This window comes from Microbacterium lacus (genome assembly GCF_002812805.1).
Taxonomy (GTDB): domain Bacteria; phylum Actinomycetota; class Actinomycetes; order Actinomycetales; family Microbacteriaceae; genus Microbacterium; species Microbacterium lacus_A.
Window position 1 is genome coordinate 396,148 of sequence record NZ_NMUM01000005.1, and the last position, 13,524, is coordinate 409,671.

Annotated in this window: 14 protein-coding genes; 10 read left to right on the top strand and 4 right to left on the bottom strand. The window is 66.7% G+C overall.

Going from position 1 to position 13,524, the window contains the following annotated elements; translation table 11 throughout:
* Positions 1 to 20 precede the first annotated feature (20 nt).
* The 5 genes from CGU34_RS02505 to era are packed head-to-tail and all read left to right on the top strand — an operon-like array spanning position 21 to position 4,178.
* Positions 21 to 314, top strand: coding sequence for an HIT domain-containing protein (locus tag CGU34_RS02505; protein WP_232711506.1), 294 nt, complete (start codon positions 21 to 23; stop codon positions 312 to 314).
* On the top strand, positions 307 to 1,410 hold the full coding sequence (locus CGU34_RS02510) for a PhoH family protein (protein ID WP_440344725.1): 1,104 nt from the start codon (positions 307 to 309) through the stop codon (positions 1,408 to 1,410). The genes CGU34_RS02505 and CGU34_RS02510 overlap by 8 nt, the downstream gene beginning before the upstream one ends.
* Positions 1,407 to 1,880, top strand: a complete 474-nt coding sequence (gene ybeY, locus CGU34_RS02515; RefSeq protein ID WP_036299005.1) for an rRNA maturation RNase YbeY — start codon at positions 1,407 to 1,409, stop codon at positions 1,878 to 1,880. Before CGU34_RS02510 ends, ybeY begins: the two co-directional genes overlap by 4 nt.
* Positions 1,877 to 3,235 (top strand): hemolysin family protein, encoded by a 1,359-nt coding sequence (locus CGU34_RS02520; protein ID WP_100813146.1) that lies wholly within the window; start codon positions 1,877 to 1,879, stop codon positions 3,233 to 3,235. The genes ybeY and CGU34_RS02520 overlap by 4 nt, the downstream gene beginning before the upstream one ends.
* Positions 3,228 to 4,178: a GTPase Era gene (era, locus tag CGU34_RS02525; protein WP_100813147.1), complete on the top strand. Its 951-nt coding sequence runs from the start codon at positions 3,228 to 3,230 to the stop codon at positions 4,176 to 4,178. Before CGU34_RS02520 ends, era begins: the two co-directional genes overlap by 8 nt.
* Positions 4,179 to 4,233: 55 nt before the next feature.
* Here era and CGU34_RS02530 read toward each other — a convergent pair whose 3' ends face one another.
* Entirely contained in the window at positions 4,234 to 5,649 is a 1,416-nt protein-coding gene (locus CGU34_RS02530) for an HNH endonuclease signature motif containing protein (RefSeq protein ID WP_157811194.1), read from the bottom strand.
* Between the two features lie 142 nt (positions 5,650 to 5,791).
* Positions 5,792 to 6,406, bottom strand: coding sequence for a hypothetical protein (locus tag CGU34_RS02535; protein ID WP_100813217.1), 615 nt, complete (start codon positions 6,404 to 6,406; stop codon positions 5,792 to 5,794).
* A 178-nt stretch (positions 6,407 to 6,584) separates the two neighbouring features.
* On the opposite strand from CGU34_RS02535, the gene leuA reads away from it, so the two are divergent.
* Positions 6,585 to 8,342, top strand: a complete 1,758-nt coding sequence (leuA, locus tag CGU34_RS02540) for a 2-isopropylmalate synthase (protein WP_100813149.1) — start codon at positions 6,585 to 6,587, stop codon at positions 8,340 to 8,342.
* A 312-nt stretch (positions 8,343 to 8,654) separates the two neighbouring features.
* Here leuA and CGU34_RS02545 read toward each other — a convergent pair whose 3' ends face one another.
* Positions 8,655 to 9,323: a trimeric intracellular cation channel family protein gene (locus CGU34_RS02545; RefSeq protein ID WP_036299036.1), complete on the bottom strand. Its 669-nt coding sequence runs from the start codon at positions 9,321 to 9,323 to the stop codon at positions 8,655 to 8,657.
* A gap of 106 nt (positions 9,324 to 9,429) precedes the next feature.
* Between CGU34_RS02545 and recO the strand changes: the two genes are divergently transcribed.
* From recO to CGU34_RS02560, 3 genes are read left to right on the top strand one after another with little or no spacing between them, the layout of a single operon-like run.
* On the top strand, positions 9,430 to 10,158 hold the full coding sequence (gene recO / locus CGU34_RS02550) for a DNA repair protein RecO (RefSeq protein WP_036299013.1): 729 nt from the start codon (positions 9,430 to 9,432) through the stop codon (positions 10,156 to 10,158).
* On the top strand, positions 10,155 to 10,970 hold the full coding sequence (locus CGU34_RS02555; RefSeq protein WP_036299015.1) for an isoprenyl transferase: 816 nt from the start codon (positions 10,155 to 10,157) through the stop codon (positions 10,968 to 10,970). The genes recO and CGU34_RS02555 overlap by 4 nt, the downstream gene beginning before the upstream one ends.
* A 54-nt stretch (positions 10,971 to 11,024) precedes the next feature.
* The gene (locus CGU34_RS02560) at positions 11,025 to 11,717 is read left to right on the top strand and encodes a DsbA family oxidoreductase (RefSeq protein ID WP_100813150.1); all 693 of its coding nucleotides are present in this window, start codon (positions 11,025 to 11,027) and stop codon (positions 11,715 to 11,717) included.
* A gap of 12 nt (positions 11,718 to 11,729) precedes the next feature.
* Here the strand turns inward: CGU34_RS02560 and CGU34_RS02565 are convergent, their stop codons facing one another.
* The gene (locus tag CGU34_RS02565; RefSeq protein ID WP_100813218.1) at positions 11,730 to 12,233 is read right to left on the bottom strand and encodes a glutathione peroxidase; all 504 of its coding nucleotides are present in this window, start codon (positions 12,231 to 12,233) and stop codon (positions 11,730 to 11,732) included.
* A 62-nt stretch (positions 12,234 to 12,295) separates the two neighbouring features.
* Here CGU34_RS02565 and dusB point away from each other — a divergent pair, with 62 nt between their 5' ends.
* Positions 12,296 to 13,450 (top strand): tRNA dihydrouridine synthase DusB, encoded by a 1,155-nt coding sequence (dusB, locus tag CGU34_RS02570; protein ID WP_100813151.1) that lies wholly within the window; start codon positions 12,296 to 12,298, stop codon positions 13,448 to 13,450.
* The last annotated feature ends 74 nt before the right edge of the window (positions 13,451 to 13,524 follow it).

Genomic DNA, 13,524 nt, shown 5'->3' on the forward strand with positions numbered 1-13,524 from the left:
GCGGCGACATCCCCTCCGAGATGGTGGGCGAGACCGAGAACGTGTTCGCCATCAGAGACATCGCGCCGCGCGCACCGCTTCACCTGCTGGTGATCCCGAAGACCGAGAAGTACCGCAACGTCGTCGAGCTTGCCGCGGGCGACCCGGATCTGATGGCCGAAATGATCGGACTCGCGAACACCCTCGCGATGCAGCATTCCGACGGTGACTTCCGGTTGGTGTTCAACACCGGGGCCGAAGCGGGCCAAACCGTTTTCCATGTACACGCCCACGTTCTCGCGGGCGGACTTTCTGAGAAGAGCGTCAGTGACTGAACCGACCGAAGAGACTTCGTCGGGCGAAGAGACCGTCAGCGATCGGGTTCTGGCCGACGGCGTCGCGATGGTGCAGCTGCTCGGCCCGCAGGATCGACTCCTGCGCGTGGTCGAGAAGGAGCATCCGGATGTCGACGTCCACGTTCGCGGCAACGAGATCACGCTGTCGGGACCACGGGATGCCGTGGTCGCGGCTCGCACCCTCGTCGACGAACTTCTCACCATGACTCGCGAGGGGTACAGCGTTGCGCCGGCCGACGTATCGTCGTCGGCGCGGATGCTGGGGGATGACCCCGCGCGTCGCCCCTCGGATATCCTGGGCGAGGCCATCCTGTCGTCGCGCGGCAAGATCATCCGCCCGAAGACCCTCGGGCAGAAGGAGTACGTCGACGCGATCGAAGAGAACACGATCACGTTCGGTATCGGCCCGGCCGGTACCGGCAAGACGTATCTCGCGATGGCGAAGGCCGTGCAAGCGCTGCAGCGCAAAGAGGTCAGTCGCATCATCCTGACCCGTCCCGCGGTCGAGGCGGGGGAGCGGCTCGGGTTCTTGCCCGGCACGCTCAACGACAAGATCGACCCGTACCTGCGCCCGCTGTATGACGCGCTGAACGAGATGATGGACCCCGACATCGTCCCGAAGCTCATGGCGACGGGCACCATCGAGGTGGCGCCGCTCGCGTACATGCGCGGACGCACGCTCAACGACTCGTTCGTGGTGCTGGACGAAGCGCAGAACACCACGCCCGAGCAGATGAAGATGTTCCTGACCCGCCTCGGTTTCAACACGCGGATGGTCGTCACGGGCGATATCACTCAGGTCGACCTGCCCGGCGGATCGTCGGGGCTCCGGCTCGTGACGCGGGTGCTCGATGACATCGACGACATCCATTTCGCCCGATTGACCAGCGCGGATGTCGTGCGGCACACGCTCGTCGGCAAGATCGTCGACGCCTACACCGAGTACGACGAACAGCGGACGGCCGAGCGCTTCGAGCGCGAGCAAGCCGCGCAGTTCGCCAACCGCGCCGAGCGCCGCTCCTCCACGCGTCCGCTCGGCCCCCGCGATCGCAAGAGCCAGGGAGGACGCTCGTGACCATCGAGATCACCAATGAATCCGGGGTGACGGGCGTTGACGAGACGAAGCTGCTTCGGCTCATGGAGTACAACCTCGCCGAGCTGCACGTCAGCCCCGAGGCCGACGTCGCGATCATCCTCGTCGACGAGGGCGCCATGGAGGCCCTGCACGTGCAGTGGATGGATGAGCCGGGCCCGACGGATGTCCTGAGCTTCCCGATGGACGAGCTGCGCCCCGGCACGGAAGACATCCCGACGCCCCCGGGTCTGCTGGGCGACATCGTGTTGTGCCCGCAGGTTGCGGAGACCCAGGCTCGCGAGGCCGGTCATACGACCGAGGACGAGCTGCTGCTCCTCACGACGCACGGACTGCTGCACCTGCTCGGGTTCGATCACGCCGAGCCTGAAGAAGAGCGCGAGATGTTCGCGCTGCAGCGGGATCTGCTCATCGGCTTCTCGGTTCGCGAGCGGCGCCGTAGACCCGCATGACCGCTCTCCTTCTTCTCCTCGCAGCCCTTTTTCTTGTCGCCTTCGCGGGCCTCATGGCCGCCCTCGACGCGGCACTGAGCGTGACGTCGCGCGCCGATCTCGCCGAGTGGGCGCTCACGGCACGTGCCCGGCGGTCTCTTCGTGCGATCGCCTCGGACAACGACGCGCACCTGAACGCGGTCGTCTTCATCCGAATCCTTGCGGAAACCGCGGCCGCCGTGTTCGTCACGGTTGCACTCACGATCGTGTTGGACTCGATCTGGTGGGCCATGCTCGCCGCGGTCATTCTGATGACCGGCGCCTCGTTCGTGCTCGTCGGCGCGAGCCCCCGCACCGTGGGGCGCCAGCACGCCGAGGGTCTGCTGCGCGCGTTCGCCCCGATCGTGCGGTTCGTCCGCATCATCCTCGGTCCGATCGCCGGCGCCCTGGTGGCGCTCGGCAACCGCGTGACGCCGGGTCGTCGGCGGGTCGCCTCGTTCGCGTCCGAGCAGCAGCTGCTCAGCATGGTCGACGAGGCCGCCGAGGCGGATCTGATCGAGGACGAGGACCGCGAACTCATCCACTCGGTCTTCGACTTCACCGACACGTTCGTGCGCTCTGTCATGGTGCCGCGCACCGACATGGTCACGCTCGACGCGACGGCGACGACCGACGACGCGATGAGCCTGTTCCTCAGCACAGGTGTTTCGCGCATCCCGGTCACCGAGGGCACCGACGACGACATCGTCGGCATCCTGTATTTGAAAGACCTGGTTCAGTCGGGTTTCGGTGCCGGCGACGGATGGCGCACTCAAGGCATCCGTAAAATCCTCCGGCCGGCGAGCTTCGTTCCCGAGTCGATGATGGCCGAGACCCTGCTGCAGCAGATGAAGCGCGACGCCGTGCATGTCTGCATCGTCGTCGACGAGTACGGCGGAATCGCGGGGCTCGTGACTCTCGAGGACCTGATCGAAGAGCTCGTCGGCGAGATCGCGGACGAGTACGACGTGCCGCAGAACGAGATCGTCGAGCTGAGCCCGGGCCGCTACCGGGTGAGTGCGCGCAGTTCGCTCGATGACATCGGTGACCTGTTCGGGATCGAACTCGAGGACGAGGACGTCGACTCGATCGGCGGCCTACTCGGCAAGGCGCTCGGGCGTGTGCCACTGCCCGGAGCCGAGGCGACGCACGATGGCATCGTGATGACCGGCGGCGCCTCGCGCGGTCGGGGTCGGGGTATCGCGACGGTCTTCGTGGAGCGCTCCGCCGAACTCATTGCCGCCGAAGAAGCATTTGCGGCGGAGACGAACACTGGTCCGATCGAGAAGATCGGTGCGTCCGAGGGGCGCAAACGAAAGGGAGAATCCCGTGACTGATGCGGTTTCGCACGAAGACACGGGATCGGGTGCGGGTGGGGTTTCGGGGTCGGGATCGCTCCGCAGCGGTTTCGTTACCTTCGTCGGTCGTCCCAACGTCGGCAAGTCCACGCTGACGAATGCCCTCGTGGGCGAGAAGATCGCGATCACGAGTGAGAAGCCGCAGACGACGCGTCGGGCGATCCGGGGCATCCTGAATCGTCCCGCCGGTCAGCTCGTGATCGTCGACACCCCCGGTATCCACAAGCCGCGGACGCTGCTCGGTGAGCGCCTCAATCACCTGGTCGATCAGGTGCTCGGCGACGTCGATGTGATCGCGTTCTGCGTCCCGGCGACCGAGAAGGTCGGGCCCGGCGACCGCCGCATCGCGGAGTCCCTCGACGGTTATCGTCGCGCGCGCAAGGTCGCGTTGGTGACGAAGACGGATGCTTCGTCTCGCGAGCAGATCGCGGAGAGGCTGATGGAGGTCGATTCGCTGCGTGAAGACTGGGCGGCTGTCATCCCGATTTCGGCTGAGTCGGGCGATGGGCTCGAGATTCTTGCCGACGAGCTGCTGTCGCTCATGCCCGAGGGTCCGGCGCTGTATGGGGCAGATGTGGTGACGGATGAGTCGACCGAGGATCGCATCGCCGAGATCATCCGCGAGGCAGCGCTGCAGGGTGTGCGCGACGAGTTGCCGCACTCGATCGCGGTCACGATCGCCGACATCCTGCCGCGTGAGGATTCGGACCTGATCGACGTCTATGCCGACCTGGTCGTCGAGCGCGACAGCCAGAAGGCCATCATCATCGGTCACCGCGGGTCACGGCTGGCGGATGTCGGGGCTCGCGCCCGAGCGCAGATCGAACCGTTGATGAAGTCGCGCGTGTACCTGCACCTGCACGTGCGGGTGGCGAAGGAGTGGCAGCGCGACCCGAAGCAGCTGGGGCGCCTCGGATTCTAGCCGCGCCCGTGCACCAGTGCCGCCCGCGCCGTCCGTGCCGTTCGTCGAACGTCGGCTACGTCCGTCGCCCGACGATGTCGAGTAAGCGCGTGCGGGAGGTCGTGACCGGTCGCCACCGCGGATTTCGCTCGATCCATGGGGGAGCCATCACTTCCGGCACACCCCGATTCATCCGGATTTTCCATCCGCCGTGGTCGATGAAGCGGTGATGGTTCCAACACAACAGCACGCCGTTGTCGGTATGAGTCGGGCCGCCCTCGGCGTGATCCGTGACGTGGTGAATCTCACACCACGCGGCACGGACACCGCAGCCCGGGATGATGCATCCGCCGTCCCGCAGGGCGATCGCGCGACGCTGGTGCCGGTTGAACACCCGCTCTTCGGTGCCGATGCGGTGGATGCGGCCGTTCTCGCCGAGCAGCACGCGCTGGATGACTCCGGCGCATCCTGCGTGGGTGGCGGCGCGGACCGAAACCGGTTCGTCGATGCCGTCGACGTGCGCCCAGCCCGTGTCGGACACGAGATCTTCGGCACGGACCGAGATCACCAGTGTGGGAGCCGCCCCGCCGATGGTCGGAAGCTGTGCGCTGGATGCCGCGACCGACAGCGCGGTCGCCAACGCATCGTGCCGCTTCTGGGCCGAGGTGCGGGGATCATCCACGACGCCGCCAGGCTCGCCGTCGCCCTCGCCCTCGGGGCGGAATGACACGCCCTCACCCACACGCGGCGACCCGATCGCATCACAGATGCGCTGGAACTGTGCCGCAACCTCGGGCAGTAGTACGCCCCGCAGCGGAACGACACCGTCGCGCGCGACGCCGAGGGTGACCCCGCGCATCCGCATCGCCTGCTCTTCCTTCGGCTCTGCGCCGTCTTGGTCGAGCGCTGCGGCCCACGCCTGGGCCTGCACACGCAGCAGATCGGCGCAGACGGGCGGCGCACCATCCGGACCGGTACCGCTCGCCTCGGCCGCGAGCACCGCGTCGGCCACGCGCAGCGACTCGAGCGGCACGCGCTGGCTCATCGCCTCGAGTGGCCCGGACACCGCGATCAGCCCGTCGATCCCGACCTCGCCCTCCAACAACACCGAGCGCATCGCGGGCAGGAGCGCGGGTAGCGCCCCGCCGCTCAACGACTCGCCCAGTGCGACACCCTTTGCCCCGCGCTGCAGGCGAGCAGCGGATGCCGGACCCATCCGCGTCGCCCGTTGCACGAGCTCGCTCACATCGTGACATCCGCGCCGCGCCGTCAGCCTCAGGTCGCGATCGGGGCCCGCAGAGCGGCGCACGACCTCGCCAACTGACTCCACGAGCACCGCGTCGGTGAGTCGCTGCAACTCGGCCGCGAGTGTCAGTGCGCGCACCACCTGGTCATCGCTTGCGGCCAGAATCTGGCCGTTACCCAGCTCGCCGATCACAACGGCACGCGCCTGCTCGATGGCGCCTTCGAGGTGATCGAGCAGTGCTTCCATACCCTCAATTCTGCCGAGGGCCACCGACATTGAGCGCCGGTTTCGGCCCGATCAAGCGTGAATAATGGGGTGTCTCGAGAAATTCTTTGTGCGCGACTTTCGATGGGCCTGTCACGGTGCGCCGACAGGTCCCGACAACAGGTCAGTCGAACGGACGCATCGCCGAGCGAACGACCACAGCACCCTCGCCGTACGTCTCGTCAGCCGCGGCCTGCAGGGTTCCGTCATCCCACACCACGTCTACCCACAGCCATCCGTTCTCTGGGTACGACGCCAGAACCCCGTCACCGATCAGTTCAGGCACGGCATCCTGCATCTCCGTCAACTCGGCTTCGTTCGCGGTTCCCGGCTCGCCGCCCGTCGGATCCGCCGGCGCGATCGGGTCGTACAGCGCCAGCATCACCGGTTCACCGGTGACCGCGAACGACGATCCGTCGTAGGTGGCCCGCACGGCGTAGGCGCCCCACGTCACATCGCCTGACGTCTCCCACCCCTCGACCCCGTCCCACGACCATCCCTCGACCGGGATGCCCCCGCACTGGGGCGGGTACGACTCGGCGATCGGGCCGAGGCACAGTTCGACCGTGCCCCCGACATCCATCACGGTGCCCTGCGCCAATACCTCGCCGGCGGGCGGCGACGGTGTTTCCCACACAACCGCTCCGCCCGAGGACGAGCCCGCGGACCCGGTCGCGCAACCAGCAAGCAGGAGAACGGATGCGGCGGCCACGGCGCCGGCGGTGATGAAACGGCTCATACCTGAGAGTGTCGCGGCTGACGGGATCGTCTCACGAGACATCCTGCTACCATCGGTCCCATGCGTTTGCGCGGGCTTCTCCTCCTTAGCCGCCGCGACGAGGCTTCGATCTAGGGCCTTTCTCGTCGCGGAGCTTGTCGTTGGCCCCCACAAGTTCGATCAGAGAAGCGACGACATCATGGAGAACACCCAGAAGCCTTCCGGGATGCCGGTACACAAGTACCGCCCCTACTACGAGCAGATTTCGGTGCACCTGCCCGATCGCACGTGGCCCGACAAACGGATCACCGAGGCACCGCGTTGGTGCGCGGTCGATCTGCGCGACGGCAACCAGGCGCTCATCGACCCGATGAGCCCCGAGCGCAAGCGCATCATGTTCGAACTCCTCGTCAGCATGGGCTACAAGGAGATCGAGGTGGGGTTCCCCTCCGCGAGCCAGACCGACTTCGACTTCGTCCGCCTACTGATCGAAGACGGACTCATCCCCGACGACGTCACGATCCAGGTTCTGACGCAGGCGCGCGAAGAGCTGATCAAGCGCACTTTCGAGTCGATCAAGGGCGCCAAGCAGGCCATCGTGCACCTCTACAACTCGACCAGCATCCTGCAACGCGATGTCGTGTTCCGCACCGACAAGCAGGGCGTCATCGACATCGCTCAGCAGGGCGCGCGCTGGTGCAAGCAGTACGAAGAGACGGTTCCCGAAACGACGGTGTACTACGAGTACTCGCCCGAGAGCTACACGGGCACCGAGCTCGAGTTCGCCGCCGAGGTGTGCAACAAGGTCATGGAGATCTTCGTCCCTACCCCCGAGCGCAAGGTCATCTTGAACCTGCCCGCGACGGTCGAGATGGCCACCCCGAACGTCTACGCCGACTCGATCGAGTGGATGGGCCGCAACCTCAACCACCGCGAGAACGTCATCATTTCGCTCCACCCGCACAACGACCGCGGCACCGCGATCGCCGCCGCCGAGCTGGGTTACCTGGCCGGAGCGGACCGCATCGAAGGATGCCTGTTCGGCAACGGTGAGCGGACCGGCAACGTTGACCTGGTTGCCCTCGGCATCAACATGCTGACCCAAGGCATCGACCCGCAGATCGACTTCAGCGACATCGACCAGGTCAAGCGCACGGCCGAGTACTGCAACCAGCTGCCCGTGCCCGAGCGCAGCCCCTGGGCCGGCGACCTGGTGTTCACGGCGTTCAGCGGATCGCATCAGGACGCCATCAAGAAGGGCTTCGAGGCGATGGATGCCCGGGCCACCGCAGAAGGCGTCTCGGTCGACGAGCTCGAATGGGCCGTGCCGTACCTGCCGATCGACCCGAAGGACTTGGGCCGCTCGTACGAGGCCGTCATCCGTGTCAACTCGCAGTCCGGCAAGGGTGGCGTCGCGTACCTGCTGAAAAGCGACCACGCGATCGATCTTCCGCGCAAGCTCCAGATCGAGTTCTCGGGTGTCGTGCAGGCGAAGACGGATGCCGAGGGTGGCGAGGTCTCGAGCGACCAGATCTGGTCGATCTTCCGCGACGAGTACCTGCCCGCGGCCGAGGCCGACGCCCGCTGGGGTCGGTTCGAGCTGCTCGCGACCCGCACGCAGAGCGACATGAGCGGGGATGTCTCGCTCGAGGTCACACTGCGTGACGGCGATGAGCGCTTCGAGGCATCCGGTCACGGCAATGGTCCCGTCGCGGCGTTCCTCGAGGTCGTTCGCGCGCAGGGTTTCGACGTCACGGTCTACGACTACGTCGAGCACGCGCTCAGCGCCGGTGGCGACGCGCAGGCCGCGGCCTACGTCGAGCTGCAGGTCGAGGGCGAGCGCCTGTGGGGCGTCGGCATCGACGGCGATATCTCGACGGCGAGCCTCAAGGCGATCGTCTCGGGCGTGAACCGCGCGATCCGCACCCGCGAGCGTTCGCTGGTCGCGGCCGTCTGACCCGTCGGTCACGCCCGCGCGCCCGCGCGAGGGTGTCTGTTCCATCGCCGAGGGTGCCCGTTCCATGCCCGAGGATGCCTGTTCTAACTCTCGAGGGTGCCTGTTCTAACTCTCGAGGGTGCCCGTTTTTGGATACCGAGGTTTCACATTCTGCAGCGGGAGGCGTCCTTGCGCGTGTCGAACGGGCATTCTCGCGTCTGAAACGGGCACCTTCGGGCCGCAGAACGGGCACTCTCGCGGCCCAAACGGGCACTCTCGCGCGGTGGAATGGGCACCCTCGCGCCTCAGAACGGGCACCCTCGCGGGACCTGTCTACGGCTTGACGATCGGCAGCACGCCCGTCTCGGCCGCAACGCGGCGCCGGTACAGCATACGCTGTTCCGGTAGCGAGAGGTCGAACACAACCGCCAGCACCCGGATGACAGCGGTCACGACTATGCCGGCGATCGCGGCCGGGACGATCGCAAGACCGAGTGTCGACGAGACCGCCAGCACGAGGCATCCGGCTCCTGCCGCGACGGCGTAGAGCGAACCTACGTGCATGACGGCGACCGGAAGCCCCATGATCACATCGCGCAAGATCGACCCGCCGACGGCCGCGACGACACCGACGAATACGGCCGGCACGACCGGCAGCCCCACGGCCAGCGCCTTGCTGGTTCCGAACGCACCGAACAGCCCGATGACGATCGCGTCGAGCCCGACGATCACGCCGTTCACACGCCGGAACAGCCCGGCGAGCAGCATTCCGACCAGCGACGCCGCGACGGCCGTCAGCAGGTACCAGTTGCTCTGCAGTGTCGACGGCGGAAGCCCGAGCAGCAGGTCACGGATGAGTCCGCCGCCCATGCCGATCACGATGCCGATGATCGCAACCCCGAGCAGATCCAGACGCCGCTGCCCCTGGAATCCGGAAGCGAACAGTGCACCCTGGATGCCTCCCAGCGCCACGGCTGTGAGGTCGGCCCAGAGGGGGATCATGAAGAGGGGTTCCACCTGTCCATTCTCGCCGCCGCGGCACCGTCAGACCGGCACCCGTGGGCGAGCCGCGCGACCCGGTGTTGCCGCACCGCCGGATAATGGACCGGTGCCCACTTACCGCGACGAGGTCGTGATCCTCCGCACCCACAAGCTGGGCGAAGCGGACCGGATCATCACGATGCTTAGCCGTCGTCACGGCAAGGTCCGCGCGGTCGCGAAGGGTGTGCGACGCACGGCCTCCCGCTTTGGGGCTCGCCTCGAGCCGTTCATGGTCGCGGATGTGCAGCTCTACGCCGGGCGGAACCTCGACATCGTGCAACAGGCCGAGAGCCTCGGCTCGTACGGCGCCGACATCGTCGTGCACTACGAGCGCTTCACGGCCGCGAACGCGATGGTCGAGACCGCCGATCGACTCAACGAGTCCGAGGCGACACCCCAGCAGTACCTGTTGCTCGTGGGTGGTCTGCGCGCCCTGGCGCGCGGTGAGCACGATTCGCGCAGCGTGCTCGACTCGTACCTGCTGCGGGTCATGGCTCTCTCGGGCTGGGCACCGAGCCTCGGCGATTGCGCCCGTTGCGGCGCCATCGGCCCGAACGACTACTTCGTCGCCCAGCTCGGCGGCATCGTCTGCAACGACTGCGCCCCTCCGGGCAGCGCGCGCATCGGCCCCGAGGCCGTCCAGCAGCTCGGTGCGCTGATGGCGGGGGAGTGGGATGTCGTGGCCGCGGCTGCCCCGCGCGCCCTGGCCGCCGCATCCGGCGTCGTCGCGGCGTACACGCAGTGGCACCTTGAGCGAGGCATCCGCTCGCTCGCGCACCTCGAAGGACCTCGATGAGCCCCAAGCCCTACACGCACAAGGATGCCGTGCCGTATCGCCCCCTCGATTGGACGGGCGTATACCCGCCGGCGTTCCCGTCGGGCTCGGTCCCCGAGCACGTGGCGATCGTCATGGACGGAAACGGTCGCTGGGCGAACCGCCGTGGACTGTCACGCGTCGAGGGACACAAGGCGGGTGAGGCGTCGCTCCTCGACGTCGTCGCAGGGGCGATCCAGGCGGGCGTGAAGCACCTGTCGGTCTACGCGTTCTCGACCGAAAACTGGCGGCGGTCTCCGGACGAGGTTCGCTTTCTGATGGGCTTCAACCGTGACGTGCTGCATCGCCGACGCGATCAACTGAACGAGTGGGGTGTACGCATTCGATGGTCCGGCCGCAAGCCCCGGCTGTGGGGTTCGGTCATCAAAGAGTTGCAGCACGCCGAGCAGCTCACGGCGAGCAACGACGTGCTGACGCTGACGATGTGCGTGAACTACGGCGGTCGAGTCGAACTCGTCGATGCGATGCGGCAGATCGCCGAGGATGTCGCACGGGGACGCATCCGTCCCTCCGCCGTCACCGAGAAGCTGATCCGGCGCCACCTGTACGTGCCGGACATGCCCGACGTCGACCTGTTCATCAGGTCGAGTGGCGAACAGCGCACCTCGAACTTTTTGCTGTGGGAGTCGGCCTACGCCGAGTTCGTCTTCCTGGACACACTGTGGCCCGACTTCTCGCGCGCCGACCTGTGGCAGGGCATCGAGCTGTACCTCGACCGCGACCGCCGCTTCGGTGGCGCGATTGACACACCCGGCGCCGCGGACGTCCCGTAGATCGAACATGCGTGTGCGGGAATACGCGCGGATGCATCGGGCGTTGAGCACGGTATGACGGATGCCATCAAGATCGACGTGTGGAGCGATATCGCTTGCCCCTGGTGCTACATCGGCAAGCGGAATCTGGAGAACGGATTGGCCGAAGCATCCGCGGATCCCGACGGCCCCCGCGTCGAGGTGACGTATCACTCGTACGAATTGTCTCCGGATACTCCGGTCGACTTCGAGGGTGACGAGGTCTCGTACCTGGCGAACCACAAGGGCGTGCCGCTCGAGCAGGCACGCGAGATGATCGACCGCGTGACGGATGTCGCCGCGGGATCCGGTCTCGCCTACCGCTACGACCTGCTGAAGCACACGAACACCGTCAAGGCCCACGAGCTGCTTCACTTCGCCAAGCACCAGGGACGTCAGCTCGACATGGCCGAGCGTCTGATGGCGGCTTACTTCATCGAGGGCAAGCACGTGGGTCGTATCGATGACCTGGTCGCCCTCGCGGTCGAGGTCGGGCTCGACGCGGACGAGACGCGCGAGGCCCTCGAGTCAGGGCGCTACCTCGCGGATGTTCGCGCGGATCAGGCCCAGGCCCAGACGTATGGAATCAACGGGGTGCCGTTCTTCGTGATCGACGGCAAGTACGGCGTGAGCGGCGCCCAGCCGCCCGAGGCGTTCGCGCAGATCGCCCGCCAGGTTTGGTCCGAGCGCCGTGAGGCCGCGAGCGAAGCCGAGGCTGTCGGGGCCTGACGTCGTCGAGGGTCAGCTGGGCAGGTTGCTCTCGATGACCGAGACGATGGCCGGGTCGTCGGGCTTCACGGTCGGGCGGAAGCGGTGCACGGTTCCGCCGGGCGTGAGCACGAACTTCTCGAAGTTCCAGATGATCGGGCCGTGCGCGCCCTCGAAGTCTTTGGCCTTCTTCAACGCCTTGTAGATCGGCGCGGCGCCGCCGCCGTTGACCTTGACCTTGTCGAAGATCGGGAACGTGATGCCCCAGTTGACGGCGCAGTAGTCGAGGATCTCGTCGATCGATCCCGGCTCCTGGCCCATGAACTGGTTGCACGGGAAGCCGAGAACGGTGAAGCCGCGGTCACCATAGGTGCGCTGAAGCTCTTCGAGCTGCTCGTACTGCGGGGCGAGGCCGCACTTCGACGCGACGTTCACGATCAAGATGACCTTGTCGCCGTACTCGGAGAGCGAAGCGGTGCCTCCGTCCGCGGTGTGGAAGGGGATGTCTCGGATGTCCACAACGGTCTCGCTGGTCATGTTGTCCACGATACGACCACGCGTCGCGGCGAGGGGCGGGTTATGTCTGGGAGAATGGAAAGATGTCCGGCCTTCTTGCTTCCGCGCCGACGTTGCGCATCGGGCCGCTCGCTCTCGATGTTCCCGTCGTGCTTGCGCCGATGGCGGGCATCACGAACACGGCGTTCCGGCGCCTGTGCCGCGAGTACGGCGCCGGCCTCTATGTCAGCGAGATGATCACGTCTCGGGCACTGGTCGAGCGCAACGCGACGACCATGCGACTGATTCAGCACCACGAGTCCGAGACGCCCCGTTCGATTCAGCTCTACGGCGTCGACCCGGTGACGGTCGCCGAGGCCGTTCGCATCATCGTGTCCGAAGACCACGCCGACCACGTCGACCTGAACTTCGGATGCCCCGTGCCCAAGGTCACGAAGAAGGGCGGGGGAGCGGCGCTGCCGTGGAAGCTCGGCCTGTTCCGCGACATCGTCGAGGGCGCTGTGAAGGCGGCCGGTGACGTTCCGCTGACGATCAAGATGCGCAAGGGCATCGACGACGACCACCTGACCTACCTCGAGGCCGGACGCATCGCCGAGGGCGCGGGTGTCGCATCCGTCGCCCTCCACGCACGCACGGCCGCACAGTTCTATTCGGGCCAAGCCGACTGGTCGGCGATCACGAAGCTCAAAGAGATCGTGACGAGCGTGCCGGTGCTCGGCAACGGCGACATTTGGTCGGCCGACGATGCCGTGCGCATGATGTCAGAGACCGGATGCGACGGGGTTGTCGTGGGACGCGGATGCCTCGGGCGCCCGTGGCTCTTCGGTGAGCTGGCCTCGGCGTTCGGTGCGGAGACTCCCGCAGTCGATGCCGACCTGGGGTTCGTCGCCCGTGCCTTCCGCCGCCACGCCGAACTCCTGGTCGAGTTCTTCGAAGACGAGGGTCGTGGATGCCGCGACATCCGCAAGCACGTCGCCTGGTATTTCAAGGGTTACCCCGTAGGCGGTGAGACGCGGGCGAGCCTCGCGACCGCCTCGACGCTGGACGAGATCGACGAACTCCTCGCCGAGTTGCCGCTCGACGCACCGTACCCGGGCGCTGCCGCCGAGGGTCAGCGAGGTCGCGCCGGCACCCCGAAGCGCCCCGCCCTACCCGATCGCTGGCTCGAGAGCCGCGACCTCGACGTGGCCGAGAGCCGCGAAATCGCGGCCGCAGAGTTGCACCACAGTGGTGGATAAAGGCGTGGTGGATAAAGGCGTGGCGGACAAGGGCGTGGCGGACAAGGGCGTGGCGGCTCACGCCAGGAAAGAAC

Coding starts and splice junctions, on each gene's coding strand:
- CGU34_RS02530 (WP_157811194.1), bottom strand. CDS start 5,649: ATGGAAGCACTGCTCGATCACCTCGAAGGCGCCATCGAGCAGGCGCGT.
- CGU34_RS02545 (WP_036299036.1), bottom strand. CDS start 9,323: ATGATCCCCCTCTGGGCCGACCTCACAGCCGTGGCGCTGGGAGGCATC.
- dusB (WP_100813151.1), top strand. CDS start 12,296: ATGTCCGGCCTTCTTGCTTCCGCGCCGACGTTGCGCATCGGGCCGCTC.
- CGU34_RS02520 (WP_100813146.1), top strand. CDS start 1,877: ATGACCGCTCTCCTTCTTCTCCTCGCAGCCCTTTTTCTTGTCGCCTTC.
- CGU34_RS02555 (WP_036299015.1), top strand. CDS start 10,155: ATGAGCCCCAAGCCCTACACGCACAAGGATGCCGTGCCGTATCGCCCC.
- CGU34_RS02565 (WP_100813218.1), bottom strand. CDS start 12,233: ATGACCAGCGAGACCGTTGTGGACATCCGAGACATCCCCTTCCACACC.
- CGU34_RS02535 (WP_100813217.1), bottom strand. CDS start 6,406: ATGAGCCGTTTCATCACCGCCGGCGCCGTGGCCGCCGCATCCGTTCTC.
- leuA (WP_100813149.1), top strand. CDS start 6,585: ATGGAGAACACCCAGAAGCCTTCCGGGATGCCGGTACACAAGTACCGC.
- CGU34_RS02505 (WP_232711506.1), top strand. CDS start 21: ATGGTGGGCGAGACCGAGAACGTGTTCGCCATCAGAGACATCGCGCCG.
- CGU34_RS02560 (WP_100813150.1), top strand. CDS start 11,025: ATGACGGATGCCATCAAGATCGACGTGTGGAGCGATATCGCTTGCCCC.